Below are 21,410 nucleotides of genomic sequence, written 5' to 3'. Positions count from 1 at the left end.
GTTGACCGCCCTCCCGTTTCGGCGTCGAGGCCGGATTTAGCGAACCGGCGGGGCGTATTGCAGGCCGCCCTTCGTCCACAGCGCGTTGAGGCCGCGCTCGATCTTCAGCGGCGAGCCCTGACCGACATTGCGCTCGAAGGATTCGCCGTAATTGCCGACGGATTTGACGATCTGGTAGGCCCAGTCCTTCGGCAGGCCGAGGTCGGAACCGATCGTCGAATCGGCTTCCTCGCCGAGGAAGCGCTTGATGTCCGGATTGTCGGACCCCTTCATCTCGTCGACATTGGCCTGCGTGATGCCGAACTCCTCGGCCGCCACCATGGCGTAATAGGACCAGCTCACGATATCGAGCCAGCGTGAATCGTTCTGGCGCACCGCCGGGCCGAGCGGCTCCTTGGAGATGATTTCGGGCAGAACCATATGATCGTCCGGATTGCCGAGCTTCAGGCGAATGGAATAAAGGCCGGAGGCGTCGGTCGTATAGGCGTCGCAACGGCCGGCGTTATAGGCCGCATCCGCTTCGTCCTGCGCTTCGAAGACGACCGGCTTGAAATCCATGTTGTTGGCGCGGAAATAGTCGGCGAGGTTCAGTTCCGTGGTCGTTCCGGACTGGACGCAGACCGATGCGCCGCTCAGTTCCAGAGCGGATTTCACGCCGAGTTCCTTGCGCACCATGAAGCCCTGGCCGTCGTAATAGTTCACGGCGCGGAAATCGAAGCCGAGCTGGCTGTCGCGGCTGATGCTCCACGTCGTGTTGCGCGAGAGCAGGTCGATCTCGCCGGATTGAAGTGCCGGGAAGCGGTCCTTGGCCGAAAGCGGCGTGTATTTGACCTTGCTGACATCGCCGAATATGGCGGCCGCGACGGCCTTGCAGAGGTCGACGTCGAGGCCGGTCCAGTTACCGGAGGAGTCCTGCGCTCCGAAACCGGCAAGATTGGAGCCGTTCACGCCGCATTGCACGAAGCCTTTCGCCTTGACGTCGGAAAGCGTATCCGCGTTGGCCGTGGTCACACCGATTCCCAGGGCAGCGACGCCGGCGAGCGCGGTCACGATTTTTTTAGCCATGTTTTCCCAACCTTTTTCTGTTGTCTTTATTTTTGTCGCAGGCCGAACCCTTTTCCCTTGGATTCAGGCCTTGCGGAACTCGTCGCCCTCCCGGCGCGAGACAACCTATCTCATGCGTAAATTCGCGGATGGTCAAGGGACCGGGGCCATTTTCCTGCCGCCGGCCGAAATCCGCCCGACCCGGATGCAAGCTCGCGCAAACCTGTCGGCACTATCCGCGACCCGCCTCCGCCAATGTCCGGAATGATCCGGAAACGGCAGGTCGGGGCTTGACCGCCGTCGTGCCGGGCGAAACAATCCGGCTTCTCATTCCTCCAGATTTTCCCGGATTCCCGCTATGAAAGACAGAGACGAAATCCTCGCCGGCGCTGGCGTGAACACCCGCCTTGCCCACGCTGGAAACGATCCGGCCGACTTCCACGGTTTCGTCAATCCGCCGGTGGTCCACGCGTCGACGGTGCTCTTTCCCGATGCCGCGACGATGGAGAACCGGCAACAGAAATATACCTACGGCACACGCGGCACGCCGACGACGGATGCGCTTTGCGCCGCCATCGACGAACTCGAAGGCTCCGCCGGCACGATCATCGTGCCATCGGGACTTGCGGCGGTGACGGTGCCTTTCCTCGCCTTCCTGTCGGCGGGCGACCATGCGCTCATCGTCGATTCCGTCTATCATCCGACCCGCCATTTCTGCGATACGATGCTGACGCGTCTCGGGGTGACGGTCGAATATTACGACCCGGCGGCCGGCGCGGGGATCGAAGCGCTGATCCGGCCGAACACCCGGCTCGTTCACACCGAAGCGCCCGGTTCCAATACCTTCGAGATGCAGGATATCGCAGCGATCGCGGCGGCGGCCCACCGGCACGGCGCGGTCGTGACGATGGACAACACCTGGGCGACGCCGCTTTATTTCCGCCCGCTCGATCACGGCGTCGACATTTCCATTCATGCGGCCACGAAATATCCGGCCGGACATTCCGACATCCTGATGGGAACGGTCTCGGCCAATGCCGAACATTGGGAGCGCCTGCACGAGGCGCAGATCACGCTTGGAACCTGCGGCGCGCCCGACGACGCCTATCAGGTCCTGCGCGGCCTGCGCACGATGGGCCTGCGGCTGGAGCGCCATCAGGAAAGCGCGCTGGACGTTGCCGGCTGGCTGGAGGGCTTCGAGGATGTGGCGCGCGTTCTTCACCCGGCGCTGCCGAGTTTTCCCGGCCACGACCTCTGGAAGCGGGACTTCACCGGTGCGAGCGGCATTTTCTCCATCGTTCTCGACGGCGGTTCGCCCGAGCGCTTCCGGGCCAAGGCGCATGCCTTCCTCGATGCGCTCCGCATCTTCGGCCTCGGTTATTCCTGGGGCGGATTCGAGTGCCTCGCCGTCCATGTGAACCTTTCCGACCGCCGCATCTGCAAGGGGCCGACGGAGGGACCGGTCCTGCGGCTCCAGATCGGGCTGGAGGACGTGAAGGACATCAAGGCGGATATCGAGCGTGGCCTGAAGGCGGCGCGGGAGGTCTGAGGGTCAGTCCGGCATGCGGTAGCCGTAAAGCCAGTCGAAATCGGCGGCGAGGCTTTCCGGCCGGCGCAGCGAGAGCACGAGGTTGCGGCCGAGCGCCAGCGGGCCGCGCGCGTGATAGGCGAAGCGGTTGAACGCCCCGCGGGCGCGCACGCGGCCGACCCGCTGGCGGCGTTCCCGCTCGAAACGACCGAGCGCCGCCGGCAGGTCCGCAGCGCCGGCGAGATGCCGGGCGAGCCCTGCGGCGTCCTCGATGGCCATCGCCGCGCCCTGTGCGGCGAAGGGCGTCATCGCATGGGCGGCGTCGCCGATCAGCACGATGCGCCGTCCGTCCGTCCACGGTCCGTCGGGACTCTCGTGCAGCGGCCACATCAGCGGCGTTTCGGCCGCTTCGACGAGCCGGCGCAATTGCGCATGCCAGCCCGAAAACGCTCCGGCAAGCCGTGTGCGCGCGGCCTCGTCGCCTTCGGACGACCAGTTTTCCGCCGGGGCGTGTCCGCACTGGTGGATGGCGACGATATTGAAGACACCCCGCCGGGCAAGGGGATAGGCGACGAGATGGGCGCGAGGACCGAGAAAGGCCGTGACCGTGCGCGGATTGAGGCAGGCGGGCGCATCGCCAAGCGGCAACATGAAGCGCCAGGCAATATTGCCGGAATAGCGTGCCGGCAGGGCGCCCTTCACCTCATGACGCAGGCGCGACCAGACCCCGTCGGCGCCGATCACCAGATCACCCTTGTCCCCGGCGATCTCCACGATCTGACGGCTTTGCCCGATCCTGACACCGCTCGTCACCGTGCAGAGCGGTTCCCGCCGGACCGCATCGAGCAGAACCGCCTGAAGATCCGCCCGATGCAAGACGCCATAGGGAGAGCCCCAGCGCCGCCTCGCCGCCGCGCCGGCGGGAACCGATGCCAGCGGAGCAAGCGAACTTCCGGAGGAAAGAAGAATGTGATCCGGCTCGCTCCAGCGGCCGGCGAGGGCATCGGCAAGGCCCAGATCGTCCAGGATGCGGGTGGCGTTGGGAGAAAGTTGCAGCCCAGCGCCGACTTCCTCAAGGCTTTCCGCCTGTTCGAGCAGGTGGCTGGCGATGCCCTTTTGCGCCAGCGCCAGCGCCGCGGTGAGGCCGGCAATGCCGGCTCCCACGATGACGACATGTTTCGGCCCGGTCATGAACGCACCGGTCCCGGCCGCCCTTACGCCACCGCGATATTGGTGAAGGTACAGCCGACCGGTTCCGTCTGGGTCGCCTTGAGGGCCGGATTGAACCGATAGAGGGTGGAGCAGTAGGGGCAGACCTTTTCGCCGTCGTCGCCCATGTCGAGAAAGACGTGGGGATGGTCGAAGGGGATGGAGGCGCCCACGCACATGAATTCCTTCACACCGATCTCGATCGACCGATGACCGCCGTCGTTCTGGAAATGGGGAATTCTGTGGCCAGCCATGTCATGCTCCATGCGATAGGTCTTTTCTTGCGGCGGACCATAGTCGCCTTCGCCCGGATTGTGTAGATGCAAAACGGTCGCGTCCGGCGAGAATTCGTGCGGATCGGCCTCTTGCCGCCGGCCGGACCTCTGTCGTCCGCCGGAAAAATGAAGGAATCCCGCGATGAACCTCGATCCCCCGACCTTCTCCCATTTCACGCACGAGGGGCTGGACCTTGCCTTTTTCGATGCGGGCGATCCGTCCGGCGATCCCGTCCTGCTGATTCACGGCTTTGCCTCCAGCGCCAGCGTCAACTGGGTATACCCGGGCTGGCTGAAGACGCTCGGGGAGGCCGGCTACCGGGTGATCGCCATCGACAATCGCGGGCATGGCGCCAGCGCCAAGCCGCACGACCCGGAGCTTTACCGCACGCCGCTGATGGCCGGGGACGCGGCCGCGCTGCTGGATCATCTCGGACTGCCGGAAGCCCATGTCTTCGGTTATTCGATGGGCGCGCGCATCGCCGCCTTCATGGCGCTCGACCATCCCCACCGGATGCGTTCCGTCGTCTTCGGAGGGCTTGGCATCGGCATGGTGACGGGGGTCGGCGACTGGGACCCGATCGCCGACGCATTGCTCGCGCCCTCGCTCGACGACGTCACCCATGAGCGCGGACGCATGTTCCGCGCCTTCGCCGAACAGACGAAGTCCGACCGCCAGGCGCTTGCCGCCTGCATCCGGACCTCGCGTGACCTGTTGACGCGGGAGGACGTGGGCCGTATCGCCGTTCCGGCGCTGATCGGCGTCGGAACGAAGGACGATATCGCCGGCGCGCCGCAACCGCTCGCGGACCTGATGCCGGACGCGCGCGCCCTCGACATTCCGAACCGCGACCACATGCTGGCGGTCGGCGACCGGGTGTTCAAGCGGGCGGTGCTCGAATTTTACGCCGAAATCGGCGATCATCGGATATAGACGGGAAGGCGCCGGGCTTTTGCCATTTCGCATGAGGCCCGATTGCCCTATATAATGGGCGGAACAGACGGCATTGCCCTGTATAAAGGGCGAAACAGGCGACAAGGAGTGCGGCAATGGTCGCGATGAACGAACAGCGTGCCGGGGAGCGGCTGCAAACGATGGACCCGATCTGGGACACGTTGCGCGAGGAAGCGCGCCAGGCCGCCGAAAACGAGCCGCTGCTGGCCGCCTTCCTTTATTCGACGGTCATCAATCATCGCACGCTGGAAGACAGCATCGTGCATCGCGTCTGCGAACGGCTCGACCATCCGGATCTTCAGGCCAATCTCCTGCGCCAGATTTTCGACGAGATGGTGGACGACTGGGCGGATTGGGGCGCTATCCTGCGGGTCGATATCCAGGCCGTCTACGATCGCGACCCGGCCTGTCTGCGGTTCCTCGACGCCGTGCTCTATTTCAAGGGGTTCCAGGCGATGCAGACGCACCGTCTTGCCCATTGGCTGCACAATCGCGGGCGGCGCGATCTGGCGCTCTATCTCCAGAGCCGGTCGTCCAGCGTCTTCCAGACCGATATCAACCCGGCGGCAAGGATCGGCAAGGGTATTTTCCTCGATCACGCGACAGGTCTCGTCGTGGGCGAAACGGCGGTGATCGGGGACAATGTGTCGATTCTTCACAATGTGACGCTCGGCGGCACCGGCAAGGAAGGCGGAGACCGCCATCCCAAGATCGGCGACGGCGTGATGATCGGGGCCGGCGCGAAGATCCTCGGCAATATCTCCATCGGCAGTTGCTCGCGGATCGCGGCGGGGTCCGTCGTGCTGAAGACGGTTCCGCCGAAATCGACGGTCGCGGGCGTTCCGGCGCGGGTTATCGGCGAGGCCGGTTGCTCGGAGCCTTCGCGCGCCATGGACCAGCTTCTGGCCGCCTTCGATTACGATCTGTAACCGGGAAAAGTCGAAAAGCGCACGTCTCCGGCACTTTACATGCTCCAGAGCAGGTGCGAGAAGCGCGCCAACCCAATCGTTGACGGAGAAAGATCGTGAAGCCGGAAGAAGTCAGGAAGCTCGAGGCCTATTTTAAACGCAATCTCAACAAGGAGATCGTCGTCAAGGCCCGGCCGCGCAAGGACGAATCCGCGGAAGTCTATCTCGCCGACGAATTTCTCGGCGTCATCTTCCGCGACGACGAGGACGGCGAACTGTCCTATAACTTCTCGATGGCGATCCTCGACATCGACCTGTAGGAATGACGTCCGCGACCTGCGGACGAAGGCCCGGCCGCTGACGCGCCGGGCCTTTTCGTTTTGGACAAGCGGTTGCTTTTCCTTGGAAATATTGCATTGCAATATAAGAATTGACTTTATTGTGCATTGCACATAGCCTGGTCTCCTATCCGCTCTATCCAAAGGAGACGCAGATGTTCAATTTCGAGGACACCAACAAGAAGGGCAAGGAAGCCGTCGACACGTTCGTCAAGAGCTGCGCCGCCGCGTCGAAGGGTATGCAGTCGATTGCCGCCGAGACGGCCGACTATTCCAAGCGCTCTTTCGAGGAAGGCCTTGCCCACGTCGAGAAGCTTTCGACGGTCAAGAGCGTCGAGGCGGCCTTCGAACTCCAGTCGGACTATGCCAAGTCCGCCTATGAGGGTTTCGTCGCGCAGGCGACCCGGATCGGTGAAATCTATGCCGATCTCGCCAAGGAGGCCTACAAGCCCTACGAAGCCCCCGTCGCCAAGACGCCGGCTGCTTCCGCGAAGTCCGCCGCAGCCACTGCCGCATAATCCGGCCGATCACCTGAAATTCCTGTTCGAAGGCCGGTCCGCAGGCGTCTGCGGGCCGGCCTTTTTGCATCCCGGCGCGCCGGACGTTGCGCGAGGCTGGCCGGCCGACGGCAAATTTGTCTATTTCATTCGGCATCGTCGGGATTATGATTGCAGCGCAGGACGATGGCCTTACAATCGGGTCGCGAAGCACTAGATAAGGGCCATGTGTCGACCGCCACCGACCGATCGCAGGAAGGGCGCCCGGTCACGCGAGGGAATGAATGCGAATGAATGTGATACGGGCCAGAATGCAGGGAAATGACGGAAGCGGCGATACTCCGGGTCGCAGTACGTCCGTCATTACCCGCACGAAGCCCAAGACCAAGAAACCCAGCCTTTATCGCGTGCTGCTCCTGAACGACGATTATACGCCGATGGAGTTCGTGATCCACATCCTGGAACGCTTCTTTCACAAGGACAGGGAAGCAGCCACGCGGATCATGTTGCATGTGCACAATCATGGCGTGGGCGAGTGCGGAGTGTTCACCTACGAGGTTGCCGAAACGAAAGTGACGCAAGTGATGGATTTCTCCCGCCAGCACCAGCATCCGCTGCAATGCGTCATGGAAAAGAAATGAGGAACGAAACGTGCCAACATTTTCTCCAAGCCTTGAAAAGGCCCTTCATCAGGCACTGACCTACGCCAACGAGCGTCATCATGAATATGCGACGCTGGAGCATCTCCTGCTGGCGCTGATCGACGATGCGGATGCCGCCGCGGTAATGGGCGCTTGCAACGTCGATCTCGACACGCTGCGCAAGACGGTGGGCGATTATGTCGACAACGATCTGGCCAATCTCGTCACGGGATACGAGGAGGATTCGAAACCGACCTCCAGTTTCCAGCGGGTCATCCAGCGCGCGGTGATCCATGTCCAGTCGTCCGGCCGCGAGGAAGTGACCGGGGCGAATGTGCTCGTCGCCATCTTCGCCGAGCGCGAGAGCCACGCCGCCTATTTCCTCCAGGAGCAGGAGATGACCCGCTACGACGCGGTCAACTTCATCTCCCACGGCATCGGCAAGCGTCCCGGCGTCTCCGAGCAGCGCCCCGTGCGCGGCGCGGAGGAAGGCGAGAGCGAGCAGAAGCCGGCCCGCAACGGCGGCGAAGAGGAAGCCGCCAAGAAGCAGGACGCGCTCAGCGCCTACTGTGTCAACCTCAACGAGAAGGCGCGCAGCGGCAGGATCGATCCGCTGATCGGCCGCCATGCCGAGGTCAACCGGACGATCCAGGTCCTTTGCCGCCGCTCCAAGAACAACCCGCTCTATGTGGGCGACCCCGGCGTCGGCAAGACGGCCATCGCCGAAGGTCTCGCCAAGCGCATCGTCGAAGGCAAGGTGCCGGAGGCGCTTGCCGATGCGACGATCTTCTCGCTCGACATGGGGACGCTGCTGGCCGGCACCCGCTATCGCGGTGACTTCGAGGAACGCCTGAAGCAGGTCGTCAAGGAACTGGAGGACTATCCGGGCGCGGTGCTGTTCATCGACGAGATCCACACGGTTATCGGCGCCGGCGCGACCTCCGGTGGCGCGATGGATGCCTCCAACCTCCTGAAGCCGGCGCTTTCGTCCGGTGCGATCCGCTGCATCGGTTCCACGACCTACAAGGAGTACCGCCAGTTCTTCGAGAAGGACCGGGCGCTCGTCCGCCGTTTCCAGAAGATCGACGTCAACGAGCCGACCATCGACGACACGATCGAGATCATGAAGGGCCTCAAGCCCTATTTCGAGGAGTATCACAAGCTTCGCTACTCCAACGAGGCGATCAAGACGGCGGTGGAACTGTCGGCGCGCTACATCAACGACCGCAAGCTGCCCGACAAGGCGATCGACGTGATCGACGAGACCGGCGCGGCGCAGATGCTGCTGCCGGCCGGCAAGCGGCGCAAGCTGATCACCGAACGGGAAATCGAGGCGACGGTCGCCACCATGGCCCGCATTCCGCCCAAGACCGTTTCCAAGGATGACGAGCAGGTTCTCGCCAACCTCGACAAGGAGTTGCGCTCGGTGGTCTATGGCCAGGATCTGGCCATAGACGCGCTGGCATCGGCGATCAAGCTTGCCCGCGCGGGCCTGCGCGAACCGAACAAGCCGATCGGCTGCTACCTGTTTTCAGGCCCGACCGGCGTCGGCAAGACGGAGGTCGCCAAGCAGCTCGCCAGTTCGCTCGGTGTGGAACTCCTGCGCTTCGACATGTCGGAATACATGGAACGGCACACGGTTTCCCGCCTGCTCGGTGCGCCTCCCGGCTATGTCGGTTTCGATCAGGGCGGCCTCCTGACTGACGGCGTCGACCAGCACCCGCATTGCGTTCTGCTGCTCGACGAGATCGAGAAGGCGCATCCGGACCTCTACAACATTCTGTTGCAGGTCATGGATCACGGCTCGCTCACCGACCACAACGGCAAGAAGATCGATTTCCGCAACGTCATCCTGATCATGACGACCAACGCGGGCGCGTCCGACATGGCGAAGGCGGCGATCGGCTTCGGCTCGTCGAAGCGGGAGGGTGAGGACATGGAGGCGATCAACCGCCTGTTCACGCCGGAATTCCGCAACCGTCTCGATGCGATCATCCCGTTCGGTTCGCTGCCGACGCCGGTCATCCATCAGGTCGTGCAGAAGTTCGTCATGCAACTGGAGACCCAGCTTGCCGAACGCAACGTCACCTTCGACCTCCAGCCGGAAGCCATCGCCTGGCTGGCGGAAAAGGGATACGACGAGCGGATGGGCGCGCGTCCGCTCGCCCGCGTCATCCAGGAAAGCATCAAGAAGAAGCTCGCCGACGAGATTCTCTTTGGCAAGCTCAAGAAGGGCGGCGTCGTCCGTGTCTCGGTGGAAACGAAGGAGGACGGCACCAGGGAACTGATGCTCGACGCCGTTCCGGAAACCGCACCGATCAAGCCGAAGGCGGAGGTCGGCGGGGCCGGCAGGAAACCGGCGAAGCCGCGCAAGCCCCGGGAGGCCGTTACGGCCGGGGCCGCGCCGGCGCGCGCGAAGGGAAGGAAGACCGCCGAGACGAAGGCGGGGGACGATCCGGCGCAGGCCGGGGAAGCGCCGCGCAAGTCCGGCGCCGTTCCCAAGGTGCCGCGCAAGAAATAGTCCTTCCATCGATCATCCGGGCCGGGCAGGCGACTGCCCGGCTTTCTTTTGTCTCAAGGCCCGAGAGCGCGGATGACCGCAGCCCCGCAAACCGTTTCCTCTTCTCCCCTTCGGGTACAAGCCCGCTGGTTTGTCTTCGGCATGCGCGGGATCTTCAGCCTGCCGTCGCTCATCCTCGCGTTGTCTTTCGTCGGCTTCGCCGCCTTCACAGCGGAGGCGGGCATTCCGGTGGAACAGGCGATCTTCATGACGGGAATCGTCTGGGCGCTGCCGGCAAAGGTGATCCTCGTCGGATCGATGCTGTCGGGCGCGCATCTGGTGACGGCCTTTCTGGCGGTCACGCTCTCCTCGGTGCGGATGATGCCGATGGTTGCCTCGCTCGTGCCGGAAATCCGCACAAGGCGCACGCCGACATGGCTGTTGCTGCTGCTGTCGCATTTCGTGGCCATCACCGCCTGGGTCTTCGCCATGGAGCGGATCCAGGCCGTGCCGCGGGAAGGGCGCGTCGCCTTTTTCGCCGGCTTCGGCATCACGCTGACGATGACCAATGTCGTTCTGGTCGGCCTCGCCTATGGCGCGGTGGAGGAATTCCCGCCGCTGGTCTCCGGCTGCCTGTTTTTCCTGACGCCGGTCTATTTCCTCACCTCCATCTGGCTGTCGGCAAGGCATCGGGTCGTCTATTGGGCGCTCGGCGCGGGACTGGTCTTCGGCGGCATCTTCGCGGTCGTTGCGCCGCAATACGATATCCTGCTCGCGGGCGTCGTCGGCGGCACGCTGGCCTGGTGGGCGGAGCGGGCCTTCAGGCTTCGCAAGGCCGGCGCGGCATGAGTTACGACGGTCTGTGGCCCTATGTCTTCATCGTCGTCGCCGGCTGGCTGGCGACCGACATCTGGCGCTGGCTCGGCGTTCTCTTCGGCAATCGCATCGACGAGAGGTCGGAACTGCTGCAATGGGTGAGGGCGGTCGCCACCGCCCTCGTCGCCGCCGTGATCGCCCGGCTCATCCTGTTTCCGACCGGCGCGCTGGCGGGCTCGCCGTTCGCATTGCGCATCGCGGCCGTGCTGTTCGGCGCGGCATGCTTCTTCGCGGCCGGCCGCCGCCAGATCGTCGGCATCGGTGCGTCGGTCGCTTTCCTGGCCGCCGGCCTCGCCCTGACGGGGACCTGAGCCGCCCGATCAGCGCGCCAGCGCCCGCCGCAGCTTTTCGGCATGGGCCGCCAGCACGGCCGGGTCTTCCATCGTGCCCGAATGCGGTTTGAGAGCGACGCCCTCGATGCGTGGAATGACGTGGAAATGCAGGTGGTAGACGGTCTGGCCGGCGGCGGGCTCGTTGAACTGGATGACCGTGATGCCGTCTGCGGCAAAGGCTTCCTTCGCGGCGACCGCCACCTTCTGGACAACGGGAATCAGTTGCGTCAGCGCCTGCGGATCCGCGTCGAGAAGATTGCGCGAGGGGCTCTTCGGAACGACGAGCGTATGGCCGGCCGCCTGTGGCATCACGTCCATGAAGGCGATTGCGTGATCGTCCTCATAGACACGATGCGAGGGAATTTCGCCGCGCAGGATTTTTGCGAAGATATTGCTGTCGTCATAGGCCGTCATGCCGGTCTCCTGTTCAGTCCGTGTCGTCGTTGCGTCCGGCGTCCTTGCGGAAGGGGCCGTGCCGCGTGAGATAGTCGCCCACCGCCGCCACGTCTTCGCGCTCGCGCTGAAGATAGTCGTCGACCGCGCGGCGAAGGCCCGCATGGGCGATGTAATGGGCCGAATGGGTGGTCACCGGCAGATAGCCGCGCGCCAGCTTGTGTTCGCCCTGCGCGCCGGCCTCGACCCGCTTCAACCCGCGGGCGATGGCGAAATCGATGGCCTGATGATAGCAGATCTCGAAATGCAGGAAGGGATGATCCTCGATACAGCCCCAATGCCGCCCGTAGAGCGTATCGCCGCCGATGAAATTGATCGCGCCGGCGATGTAGCGGCCATCGCGCCTCGCCATGACGAGCAGGATGTCCTCGGCCATGCGGTCACCGATCAGGCTGTAGAACAGGCGGTTGAGATAGGGTCTTCCCCACTTGCGCTCGCCGGTATCCATGTAGAAGGCGAAGAACTGGTCCCAGACCGCTTCCGTCAGGTCCGACCCGCTCAGCCAGTCGATGGAGATGTCGTTCTCGGTTGCGACGCGGCGCTCCTTCTTCAGGGCCTTGCGCTTGCGCGACGACAAGGTCGCAAGAAAATCGTCGTAGGAGCCGTAGCGGTCGTTGATGAAGTGAAACTGCTGGTCGGTGCGATGCAGATAGCCGGCCGCCTCGAAGACCGCCATTTCCGATGCCGGCACGAAGGTCGCATGCGCGGAAGAGATGCCGTGGCGGCGCGTCAGTTCTTTCAAGCCTTCGCAAAGTGCGGCCTGTGTCTCAAGGACCGGCTGGCCGGTTTGATGCAGCAGCCGCGGACCGGTCGCCGGTGTGAAGGGAATGGAAGCCTGAAGTTTCGGATAGTAACGTCCGCCCGCCCGCTCGAAGGCGTCGGCCCAGCCATGGTCGAAGACATATTCGCCTTGGCTGTGGCTTTTCAGATAGGCCGGCAGGGCGCCGAGGAGCGACCCGTCGCCGGCCTCCAGCAGCAGATGCTGGCCGAGCCAGCCGGTTTCCGCCGTGGCGCATCCCGATTCCTCCAGCGACGACAGAAAGGCGTGACTGACGAAGGGGTTGTATGGAATTTCCGAAGTTTCACGTGAGGTTCCGGCAAGGCGTCCCCACGCGTCCGCCGCGATGGCGGCGAACTGCGTTTCGACGCGGATATGCACGGCTTTCGTCATGTCAGGCCGTGAGCGCTTCGCGCGGATCGAACCCTTCGAAGGTCATCTGGTCCGCATGGAGGGCCGTGCGCGTGCGCCCCTCGTCGTCGCAGACGGTCCAGGTGAGGACCGGCCGTCCGAGCGCGCGCTGTCGCGTGACGAAGGCATTGGGCAGATGCCGGTAATTATAGGAGACGAAGTCGAGCCCGAGCTGCATCGCCGCTTCATGCGCGGCCAGTTCCTCCGGCGCAAGGCCCTCCGCCGTCAGGCCGACCGGGCGATCCGTGCCCGTCTCCTTCAGGTCCTTCAGCAGCCAATGGTCGAAGCTCATCAGGGCGACGGGCCCTTCGTAGTTCTCGACGGCTTCGACGACCGCCATGGCGAAGCCGTCGTCCTCATTCCGGCGGCCCTTCAGCTCCAGGACCAGCGGAACACGGCCGGCGACGAGCGAGAGGAGCTGCCGCAGGGTCGGAATGCGATCGGCCGTGCCGCCGACGGGCAGCAGGCCGAGTTCGCCGGCCATGCGCTGACGCACATCGCCCCGAATACCGCATATGCGGCCAAGATCGTCGTCATGGAAGACGACCGGCATCGCGTCGGCCGAATATTGCAGATCGCATTCGATGCTGAAGCCCGCCTCCGCCGCCCTGGCGAAGGCCGTCAGCGTGTTTTCCCACACGCTGCGATTGAGGTCGTGAAAACCACGATGGGCAATGGGCCGTTCGGTCAGCCAGGCAAGGCTCATCAGGCGATTTCCATGATGGCGTCGACCTCGACGGCGGCATTGAGCGGCAGCGCGGCCATGCCCACGGCGGCGCGGGCGTGCTTGCCGGCCTCGCCGAGCGCGGCGACCAGCAGGTTGGAGGCGCCGTTGATCACCAGATGCTGCTCGACGAATTCCGGAGCGGAGGCGACGAAGCCGTTGATCTTGATGACGCGCCTGATGCGGGAGAGATCGCCGAGGGCCGCCTTCGCCTGGGCGAGCAGGTTGACGGCGCATAGTTCGGCGGCCTTCTGGCCGGCGGCGACATCGACATCGCGGCCGAGGTGGCCGGTGGCGGCAAGCTTGCCGTCGAGCATCGGAAGCTGGCCGGAGATATGCAGTATGTTTCCGCTGATCACGAAAGACACGTAGTTTGCCGCAGGCGCCGCCGCCACGGGAATCTCGTAACCCAGTTCCTTGACGCGGTTTTCGATGTCAGCCGACATGCCTCTTCCTTTCACTTGTCCAATGTCACGCGCCTGCCCGGCGGGTGTTCCGTTTTCTAGCGACGAGGCCGCTTGCGTCCGATTGTGACGCGGCCGGCGATATTGCCTCGCTTTTGCCGGAAGAGTTCTTATAACATCGCGGCCGACTTCAACAGGAGGAAACGGATGTTTCGCTCATCCTTTGTCGCGGCCGCGCTGGCCGGGACATGTCTGGCCGCCGGCTTTCCCGCCGCCGCCGCCCCCGGCGGGCTCGCTCCGCATCGCGCCGTCTACGATCTCAGGCTCAAGAACGCCTCCGACCGTTCGGGGATCGCCGGCATGTACGGTCGCATGGTCTACGAATTCAACGGGAGCGCCTGCGAGGGCTATACGGTCAGCTTCCGTTTCATGACGCAGGTCGATACCGGCGACGAAACGCGGATGACCGACCAGCAGACGACTACCTATGAGGACCTGAAGAACGGCAGTTTCCGCTTCCTCACGCGAACGTTCACCGACGAAAAACTCGACAAGGAGGTGCGCGGCTCCGCGCAGGAGGAAGCCCGCGGCGTGCACGTCGATCTCGCTTCGCCCGAAAAACGCGAGGTCGAACTGGCGGAAAGCCGCTTCCCGACCGAGCACATGATCGAGGTGATCGACCGCGCGAAGAAGGGGGAGCGCTTCTTCGAGGCGCGCATCTTCGACGGTTCGGATTCCGGCGACAAGGCGATGATGACGACGACGGTGGTCGGCGACAAGACGCTGCCTGCGGCGGGCGATCCGGACGCCGCCAGGGCCGGCGGATTTTCCGCAGAGGCCTTCTGGCCGGTGTCGATCGCCTATTACGATGACGGCGAGACGGGGGACGCCGTTCCGACTTACCGGATGTCCTTCAAGCTTTACGACAACGGCATCACGCGCGACCTGACGATGGACTACGGCGAATTCGTTCTGACCGGAAAGCTCGCGAAGCTGGAGCTGTTCAAGGAAGCGGCCTGCAAATAGCGGCTTTCTGCCGGGTTCCTCTTGATTTTTCGGGAATCTGCGGTTAAGGGGCAGGCATTCCACACGTGAGGCATGGGATGGCCCGGGAGAAATCCGGGCGGTTCCGCCGGTGGCCGGTCCGCAAAGGCCGGCTGATCGTCTCGCGGAGGTTCAACCGGAAAAGGAGACAAGGCATGGCATTGCCTGATTTCAGCATGCGTCAGCTTTTGGAAGCCGGCGTTCACTTCGGCCACCAGACCCACCGCTGGAACCCGAAGATGAAGCCCTACATCTTCGGCGACCGCAACAACGTCCATATCATCGATCTGGCCCAGACCGTTCCGATGCTGAGCCGCGCCCTTCAGGTCGTCAGCGACACCGTCGCAGGCGGTGGCCGCGTTCTCTTCGTCGGCACCAAGCGCCAGGCTTCGGAGATCATCGCCGACGCCGCCAAGCGTTCGGCCCAGTATTATGTCAACTCCCGCTGGCTCGGCGGCATGCTGACGAACTGGAAGACGATCTCCAACTCGATCCAGCGCCTGCGCAAGCTCGACGACATCCTGGCGTCGGAAACGTCCGGCTACTCCAAGAAGGAGCGCCTGAACCTCGAGCGCGAACGCGAGAAGCTTGAGAAGGCGCTCGGCGGTATTCGCGATATGGGCGGCACGCCGGACCTGATGTTCATCATCGACACCAACAAGGAATCGATCGCCATCGAGGAAGCCAAGCGTCTCGGCATTCCGATCGTCGCCATCATCGATTCCAACTGCGATCCGGATCCGATCAACTACGCGATCCCCGGCAATGACGACGCCTCGCGCGCCATCGCCCTTTACTGCGACCTCGTCGCCCGTGCTGCCATCGACGGCATCGCGCGCCAGCAGGGCGCTTCGGGCCGCGACCTCGGCGCGTCCGCCGAGGCTCCGATCGAGCCGGCGCTCGACGAAGCCGAAGCCTGATCGGGCAGGGCGGCGACGGCAATGTGTCGCCTCCCGGTGAAAAATCAGGACAAGGCCGTTCCCGCCGAAAGGTCGAGCGGCCTTGTTCGTTTTCCAGTCCCGGCACCGCTTTGACGCGTCGGGCCGGAAAGCGGGTGGTGCCGGACATCACCCCGTTACATTCAGGGGCCATTCCCTGTTGCAAACCGGGAACCGTGGCGCACGTCGCGCCGGCCTGTTTCCCCAGAACCCGCAAAGAGGCGATACGATGACTGTTACAGCAGCAATGGTGAAGGAACTGCGCGAGAAGACCGGCGCAGGCATGATGGATTGCAAGAAGGCTCTGGCCGAGACCAACGGCGACATGGAAGCCGCCATCGACTGGCTGCGCGCCAAGGGCATCGCCAAGGCTGACAAGAAGTCCGGCCGCACCGCCGCCGAAGGCCTGATCGGCATCACCGGTTCCGACAACAAGGCCGTCGTCGTGGAAATCAACTCCGAAACCGACTTCGTCGCCCGCAACGAGGCCTTCCAGGACCTCGTCCGCGGCGTTGCCGAAGTGGCGATGGGAACGGACGGTTCCGTCGAGGCCGTGGCCGCCGCGAACTACCCGGCAACCGGCAAGTCGGTTCAGGACACCGTCACCGACGCCGTCGCCACCATCGGCGAAAACATCAACCTGCGCCGCTCGGCGATGCTGTCGGTCGATGACGGCGTCGTGGCAAGCTATATCCACAACGGTGTGGCCGACGGCCTCGGCCGGCTCGGCGTCCTCGTCGCCCTGAAGTCGACGGGCGACAAGGCGGCTCTCAACGCGATCGGCCGCCAGGTCGCCATGCATGTCGCCGCCACCAACCCGCTCGCTGTCCGCGCCGAGGAAGTCGACGCCGCCGTCGCCGAGCGCGAGCGCAACGTCTTCATCGAGCAGTCGCGTGAATCCGGCAAGCCGGACAACATCATCGAGAAGATGGTGGAAGGCCGCATGCGCAAGTTCTTCGAGGAAGTCGCGCTGCTTTCGCAGGCTTTCGTGATCAACCCCGACCTGACCGTCGCCGCTGCCGTCAAGGAAGCCGAAGCAACGGTCGGCGCGCCGATCGAAGTCGTCGGCATGGTGCGCCTGATGCTCGGCGAAGGCGTCGAAAAGGAAGCGGGCGACTTCGCTGCCGAAGTCGCTGCGGCCGCCAAGGGCTGATTTTCCTAAACCCTGAAGGGAAAAGAACCCGGGCGCCGCGTGACAACGCGGCGCCCTTCGTGTATCCGGCAAGGCCGAAATGCCTGCCCGATATTTTCTCCCGGCCAAGGTCATGTCCGGAACAGGGCCGCCCCGTTCCGGAGCGCCTGCCGGCGAGGCGGAAGAATTGAGAATTCAGGAGCGACGATGACTGCCAAGCCACTGTATAAACGTGTTCTGCTGAAAGCCTCCGGTGAGGCGCTGATGGGTTCGCAGGGCTTCGGGATCGATGTCGCCGTCGCCGATCGCATCGCTTCGGATATCTCCGAGGCGCGCGCGCTGGGCGTGGAAGTGGGTGTCGTTGTCGGCGGCGGCAATATCTTCCGCGGCGTCGCGGTCGCTTCCAAGGGCGGAGACCGGGTGACGGGCGATTACATGGGCATGCTGGCGACCGTCATCAACGCCCTGGCACTGGCCACCTCGCTGCGCAAGCTTCAGATCGACACGGTGGTTCTGTCGGCGATCGCCATGCCGGAAATCTGCGAGAGCTTCTCGCAGCGCGCCGCCATCCATCATCTTTCCCAGGGCCGCGTGGTCATCTTCGCCGGCGGGACGGGAAATCCCTTTTTCACCACCGATTCGGCCGCGGCGCTGCGCGCGGCGGAAGTGGGCGCGGAGGCGATCTTCAAGGGCACCCAGGTCGACGGCATCTATTCCGCCGATCCGAAGAAGGACCCGACCGCCACCCGTTTCGACCGGCTGACCCATGGCGAGGTTCTGGAAAAGGGGCTTGCGGTCATGGATGTGGCCGCCGTTGCTCTCGCGCGGGAAAACGCCATCCCGATCATCGTCTTCTCGATCCATGAGAAGGGCGGCTTTGCCGAAATATTGACCGGTGGCGGTCGCGGCACCATCGTAACCGACAATTGATTCCGAACCGGCCGGCGCATCAGGCGGCCGCCATTTGACAACGGGAGTATTCCGATGAGCGAAGGTGTGGACCTCACCGAACTGAAGCGTCGTATGGACGGCGCTGTTTCCGCTTTCAAGAACGACATCGCGTCGCTTCGCACCGGCCGGGCCTCGGCCAATGTGCTCGACCCCGTGCAGGTGGAAGCCTATGGCTCCCGCGTTCCGCTGAACCAGGTGGCGAATATCACGGTTCCCGAGCCGCGCATGCTCGGCGTGTCGATCTGGGACAAGAGCATGGTCGCGGCGGTGGAGCGCGCGATCCGTGAATCGAACCTCGGTCTCAATCCGATCGTCGACGGGCAGAACCTGCGCATCCCGCTGCCGGAACTGAACGAGGAGCGCCGCAAGTCTCTGGTGAAGGTCGCGCATGACTATGCCGAAAAAGCCAAGGTCGCGGCGCGTCACGTCCGTCGTGACGGCATGGAAACGCTGAAGAAGGCGGAAAAGGACGGCGATATCAGCCAGGATATCAGCCGAAGCCAGTCCGACCGGGTGCAGAAGATGACCGACGAGACGATTTCCGAGGTCGATCGCTTGCTTGCCGACAAGGAAAAGGAAATCATGCAGGTTTAGGCGCCGCGGCACCTCCGATTCCCCGATCCGGATCGCACATGACACATCTTTCCCCAAGCCGTATCCCGTCGCATGTCGCCATTATCATGGACGGCAACGGACGATGGGCGAGCGCCCGCGGCCTGCCGCGGGCGATGGGGCATCGCAAGGGCGTGGAAGCCCTGCGCGAGGCGGTTCGCGCCGCGTCGGAATGCGGCATTTCCTATCTGACGCTGTTTGCCTTCTCCTCGGAGAACTGGAGCCGCCCCGAAGGCGAGATCTCCGACCTGATGGGACTGCTGAGAACGTTCATCCGGCGTGATCTTGCGGTTCTGCACCGCGAGAATGTCCGCATCCGGGTGATCGGCGACCGTACCACCCTTGCAAGCGACATCCTGCCGCTCCTGCTGGAGGCGGAGGAGACCACGCAGGACAACAGCGGCATCACGCTGGTCATCGCCTTCAATTACGGCGCGCGCGACGAGATCGTCCGGGCGATGCGCAGGCTGGCGGGCGAGGTGGCGGCGGGCCGGATCGATCCGGAAGACATCACCGCCGGGCGCATCGAGGCGGCGCTCGACACCGCCGGGATCCCGGATCCGGACCTTATCATCCGCACCAGCGGGGAGGAGCGGTTGTCCAATTTCCTGCTGTGGCAGGCAGCCTATGCCGAACTGATGTTCATTCCCGATTTCTGGCCCGATTTCTCGCGCGAGACCTTCCGCGCCGCGCTGGCGCGTTATGCGGGCCGCGAGCGGCGCTTCGGCGGCTTGCAGCCGGCGACGACGCTGGCAGTGGGGTCGTGATGTCGAGAGAACTCAGGTTGCGCGTCGTTTCGGGCATCGTCCTGGCCGTCGTCGTTCTCATGGCGACCTGGCTCGGCGGCATCACCTTCCGCCTGCTGGCGGCGGCGATCGCCCTTCTGGTCTATTCCGAGTGGACGACGATGGCGGGCATTGCCGCGCGGGATTTTCGCGGCCATGCGGCTGGCTGGGTGGCCATGGCCCTCGTCTGTGCGCTCGCCGTCGCCGGTTCTACCGGCTATGCGGTCGCGGCGCTGGCCGGCGCGGTGGTGCTTGCCGTCGTCTATGGGATCGCAACGCGGGCAAGCGGCTGGCTGGCGGGCGGGATCGCCTATTCCGGCCTGACGGCGGTGGCGCTTTCGGCTATCCGCGGCGATACGCAGAGCGGGCTTGCCGCCATGCTCTTCATTTTCGCCGTGGTCTGGGCGACGGATATCCTCGCGTATTTCGTCGGCCGGGCCATCGGCGGGCCGAAGCTTGCGCCCAGGATCTCGCCCGGCAAGACCTGGTCGGGCGCCATCGGCGGGGCGATTGCCGCCGTGATCGCCGGAGCGCTCGTCCATATGGCCTTCGTTCCGCTGGCAAGCCTTCTGGTTCCGGCGCTGGCGCTTGTACTGTCGGTGTTCAGCCAGATTGGCGACCTGTTCGAATCCTTCATCAAGCGCCGATTCGGCGTGAAGGACTCCGGCCGCCTCATTCCGGGACACGGCGGCGTCATGGACCGGGTGGATGGCCTTGTTTTCGCCTGTTTCGCCGCGTTCCTCATCATGATGGTCGCCGCGGTCGTTTCGGGACAGCCGATCGGTGTGGCGGGAGTGTTGCCCGCCGGCCCGTAATCTCGCAGGACTGGGGAAAGAATCATGGAATTGCTGATCGGCTCCGCCGGTTTTCTGACGGGCTACATCGTTCCCTTCCTCATCGTGCTGACGCTGATCGTCTTCGTGCACGAAATGGGGCACTATCTGGCCGGGCGATGGTCCGGCATCGGCGTCACGGCCTTTTCCGTCGGTTTCGGACCGGAGCTTTTCGGCTTTACGGATCGCCACGGCACGCGCTGGAAGCTCTCGGCCATTCCGCTCGGCGGCTACGTCAAGTTCCGTGGCGACGAGGACGCCGCCTCGATTCCGGATTACGAGGCCTTCGATTCGCTGAGCGAGGAGGAGCGGCGCGGCACCTTCATGGGAGCGGCCCTGTGGAAGCGCGCCGTGACGGTTGCGGCAGGCCCCATCGCCAATTTCATTCTCGCCATCGCGATCTTTGCGGTGATGTTTTCCATCTACGGCCGCCAGGTCGCCGATCCGGTGGTGGCCGAGGTTCGCGAGGACAGCGCGGCGGCGGCGGCCGGGATTCGCCCGGGCGACCTCCTCGTGGCGCTTGACGGCGCGCCCGTTACCACATTCGACGATGTGCGCCGCTATGTCAGCGTTCGCCCGGAAATGCGCATTCTCGTCACCGTAAAGCGTGACGGCGAGACGATGGAACTGCCGGTCGTGCCGCAGAGAACCGAAATGACCGACCAGTTCGGCAACAAGATGGAACTCGGAATCATCGGCGTCGTCACCAATCAGGAAACCGGGAATTTCCGGGTCGTGGAATACGGGCCGGTCGAGGCGATCGGGCAGGGCGCCCTGCAAAGCTGGCATATCGTCACCGGCACATTCGACTATCTGTCGAATCTCGTGGCGGGGCGCATGAAGGCCGATCAGCTCGGCGGTCCCATCCGCGTGGCGCAGGCCTCCGGCCAGATGGCGACGCTCGGCGTGGCGGCGCTGTTGCAGCTTGCCGCCGTTCTGTCGGTCTCGATCGGGCTTTTGAACCTTATGCCGATTCCGGTACTTGATGGCGGACATCTGATGTTCTATGCGGTTGAGGCAATCCGGGGACGACCGGTCGGTCCCGGGGCGCAGGAGGTTGCGTTCCGTATCGGCATGGCGCTCGTGCTGATGCTGATGGTTTTTGCGACCTGGAACGATATCTCGATGCTGCTGGGCTGATCCGGCGGCGACCGCCATCGACGGACGACAGGGAAGATGCCGCAGGCTGCGGCAAGCGGGGAACGCTAACCGTCTGTTTACCTTGTTCCAATCGCGTAGTGA

At 64.1% G+C, this 21,410-nt stretch carries 24 protein-coding genes; 17 read left to right on the top strand and 7 right to left on the bottom strand.

Annotation, left to right across the window (positions count from 1 at the left end; translation table 11 throughout):
• Positions 1-36 precede the first annotated feature (36 nt).
• Positions 37-1,065 carry an amino acid ABC transporter substrate-binding protein gene (locus KYK29_RS01080; protein WP_254689003.1) on the bottom strand — a complete coding sequence of 343 codons (1,029 nt, stop codon included), beginning with the start codon at positions 1,063-1,065 and terminating at the stop codon, positions 37-39.
• A 337-nt stretch (positions 1,066-1,402) separates the two neighbouring features.
• On the opposite strand from KYK29_RS01080, the gene KYK29_RS01075 reads away from it, so the two are divergent.
• On the top strand, positions 1,403-2,593 hold the full coding sequence (locus KYK29_RS01075; RefSeq protein WP_254689002.1) for a cystathionine beta-lyase: 1,191 nt from the start codon (positions 1,403-1,405) through the stop codon (positions 2,591-2,593).
• A 3-nt stretch (positions 2,594-2,596) separates the two neighbouring features.
• Here the strand turns inward: KYK29_RS01075 and KYK29_RS01070 are convergent, their stop codons facing one another.
• Positions 2,597-3,763: an FAD-dependent monooxygenase gene (locus KYK29_RS01070; RefSeq protein WP_254689001.1), complete on the bottom strand. Its 1,167-nt coding sequence runs from the start codon at positions 3,761-3,763 to the stop codon at positions 2,597-2,599.
• A 23-nt stretch (positions 3,764-3,786) separates the two neighbouring features.
• Positions 3,787-4,035 carry a zinc-finger domain-containing protein gene (locus tag KYK29_RS01065; protein ID WP_254689000.1) on the bottom strand — a complete coding sequence of 83 codons (249 nt, stop codon included), beginning with the start codon at positions 4,033-4,035 and terminating at the stop codon, positions 3,787-3,789.
• Between the two features lie 163 nt (positions 4,036-4,198).
• On the opposite strand from KYK29_RS01065, the gene KYK29_RS01060 reads away from it, so the two are divergent.
• The 8 genes from KYK29_RS01060 (at position 4,199) to KYK29_RS01025 (ending at position 11,082) form a co-directional block, all read left to right on the top strand.
• A complete protein-coding gene (locus KYK29_RS01060) occupies positions 4,199-4,990 on the top strand; it encodes an alpha/beta fold hydrolase (RefSeq protein WP_254688999.1) in 792 nt (263 codons plus the stop codon).
• Positions 4,991-5,106: 116 nt separating this feature from the next.
• Positions 5,107-5,940, top strand: a complete 834-nt coding sequence (gene cysE / locus KYK29_RS01055; RefSeq protein ID WP_254688998.1) for a serine O-acetyltransferase — start codon at positions 5,107-5,109, stop codon at positions 5,938-5,940.
• A 95-nt stretch (positions 5,941-6,035) separates the two neighbouring features.
• The gene (locus KYK29_RS01050; protein ID WP_254688997.1) at positions 6,036-6,239 is read left to right on the top strand and encodes a DUF3126 family protein; all 204 of its coding nucleotides are present in this window, start codon (positions 6,036-6,038) and stop codon (positions 6,237-6,239) included.
• Positions 6,240-6,412: 173 nt separating this feature from the next.
• The gene (locus tag KYK29_RS01045) at positions 6,413-6,775 is read left to right on the top strand and encodes a phasin family protein (RefSeq protein ID WP_254688996.1); all 363 of its coding nucleotides are present in this window, start codon (positions 6,413-6,415) and stop codon (positions 6,773-6,775) included.
• A gap of 269 nt (positions 6,776-7,044) precedes the next feature.
• Positions 7,045-7,395 carry an ATP-dependent Clp protease adapter ClpS gene (gene clpS, locus KYK29_RS01040; RefSeq protein ID WP_437437204.1) on the top strand — a complete coding sequence of 117 codons (351 nt, stop codon included), beginning with the start codon at positions 7,045-7,047 and terminating at the stop codon, positions 7,393-7,395.
• A gap of 10 nt (positions 7,396-7,405) precedes the next feature.
• Positions 7,406-9,916 carry an ATP-dependent Clp protease ATP-binding subunit ClpA gene (clpA, locus tag KYK29_RS01035; RefSeq protein WP_254688995.1) on the top strand — a complete coding sequence of 837 codons (2,511 nt, stop codon included), beginning with the start codon at positions 7,406-7,408 and terminating at the stop codon, positions 9,914-9,916.
• Between the two features lie 72 nt (positions 9,917-9,988).
• Positions 9,989-10,744 (top strand): AzlC family ABC transporter permease, encoded by a 756-nt coding sequence (locus KYK29_RS01030; protein WP_254688994.1) that lies wholly within the window; start codon positions 9,989-9,991, stop codon positions 10,742-10,744.
• Positions 10,741-11,082: an AzlD domain-containing protein gene (locus tag KYK29_RS01025; RefSeq protein WP_254688993.1), complete on the top strand. Its 342-nt coding sequence runs from the start codon at positions 10,741-10,743 to the stop codon at positions 11,080-11,082. Before KYK29_RS01030 ends, KYK29_RS01025 begins: the two co-directional genes overlap by 4 nt.
• 9 nt (positions 11,083-11,091) lie before the next feature.
• Here KYK29_RS01025 and KYK29_RS01020 read toward each other — a convergent pair whose 3' ends face one another.
• From KYK29_RS01020 to KYK29_RS01005, 4 genes are read right to left on the bottom strand one after another with little or no spacing between them, the layout of a single operon-like run.
• Positions 11,092-11,517 (bottom strand): HIT family protein, encoded by a 426-nt coding sequence (locus tag KYK29_RS01020; protein WP_254688992.1) that lies wholly within the window; start codon positions 11,515-11,517, stop codon positions 11,092-11,094.
• A gap of 13 nt (positions 11,518-11,530) precedes the next feature.
• Complete coding sequence (locus tag KYK29_RS01015) at positions 11,531-12,727, bottom strand: GNAT family N-acetyltransferase (protein WP_254688991.1); 1,197 nt, start codon at positions 12,725-12,727, stop codon at positions 11,531-11,533.
• A gap of 1 nt (position 12,728) precedes the next feature.
• Positions 12,729-13,454 (bottom strand): glycerophosphodiester phosphodiesterase family protein, encoded by a 726-nt coding sequence (locus KYK29_RS01010; protein WP_254690041.1) that lies wholly within the window; start codon positions 13,452-13,454, stop codon positions 12,729-12,731.
• Positions 13,451-13,915: a RidA family protein gene (locus KYK29_RS01005; protein ID WP_254688990.1), complete on the bottom strand. Its 465-nt coding sequence runs from the start codon at positions 13,913-13,915 to the stop codon at positions 13,451-13,453. The genes KYK29_RS01010 and KYK29_RS01005 overlap by 4 nt, the downstream gene beginning before the upstream one ends.
• A 165-nt stretch (positions 13,916-14,080) precedes the next feature.
• On the opposite strand from KYK29_RS01005, the gene KYK29_RS01000 reads away from it, so the two are divergent.
• From KYK29_RS01000 to rseP, 8 genes are all read left to right on the top strand, one after another.
• The gene (locus tag KYK29_RS01000; protein ID WP_254688989.1) at positions 14,081-14,899 is read left to right on the top strand and encodes a cell envelope integrity EipB family protein; all 819 of its coding nucleotides are present in this window, start codon (positions 14,081-14,083) and stop codon (positions 14,897-14,899) included.
• 173 nt (positions 14,900-15,072) lie between these two features.
• Positions 15,073-15,837 carry a 30S ribosomal protein S2 gene (rpsB, locus tag KYK29_RS00995; protein WP_254688988.1) on the top strand — a complete coding sequence of 255 codons (765 nt, stop codon included), beginning with the start codon at positions 15,073-15,075 and terminating at the stop codon, positions 15,835-15,837.
• A gap of 247 nt (positions 15,838-16,084) precedes the next feature.
• A complete protein-coding gene (gene tsf, locus KYK29_RS00990) occupies positions 16,085-17,008 on the top strand; it encodes a translation elongation factor Ts (protein ID WP_254688987.1) in 924 nt (307 codons plus the stop codon).
• A 186-nt stretch (positions 17,009-17,194) separates the two neighbouring features.
• Positions 17,195-17,917: a UMP kinase gene (pyrH, locus tag KYK29_RS00985; RefSeq protein ID WP_254688986.1), complete on the top strand. Its 723-nt coding sequence runs from the start codon at positions 17,195-17,197 to the stop codon at positions 17,915-17,917.
• Between the two features lie 54 nt (positions 17,918-17,971).
• Complete coding sequence (gene frr, locus KYK29_RS00980) at positions 17,972-18,532, top strand: ribosome recycling factor (protein ID WP_254688985.1); 561 nt, start codon at positions 17,972-17,974, stop codon at positions 18,530-18,532.
• 17 nt (positions 18,533-18,549) lie between these two features.
• Positions 18,550-19,317, top strand: coding sequence for an isoprenyl transferase (locus KYK29_RS00975; protein ID WP_437437221.1), 768 nt, complete (start codon positions 18,550-18,552; stop codon positions 19,315-19,317).
• Entirely contained in the window at positions 19,317-20,150 is an 834-nt protein-coding gene (locus tag KYK29_RS00970) for a phosphatidate cytidylyltransferase (RefSeq protein WP_254688983.1), read from the top strand. The genes KYK29_RS00975 and KYK29_RS00970 overlap by 1 nt, the downstream gene beginning before the upstream one ends.
• Before the next feature lie 24 nt (positions 20,151-20,174).
• Positions 20,175-21,308, top strand: a complete 1,134-nt coding sequence (rseP, locus tag KYK29_RS00965; protein ID WP_254688982.1) for an RIP metalloprotease RseP — start codon at positions 20,175-20,177, stop codon at positions 21,306-21,308.
• Positions 21,309-21,410: the final 102 nt, after the last annotated feature.

The sequence above is a fragment of the Shinella daejeonensis genome, from assembly GCF_024281235.1.
Taxonomy (GTDB): Bacteria; Pseudomonadota; Alphaproteobacteria; order Rhizobiales; family Rhizobiaceae; genus Shinella; species Shinella daejeonensis.
Note: the sequence above shows the minus strand (reverse complement) of the source record. Positions and strands in the feature narration are given on the sequence as shown.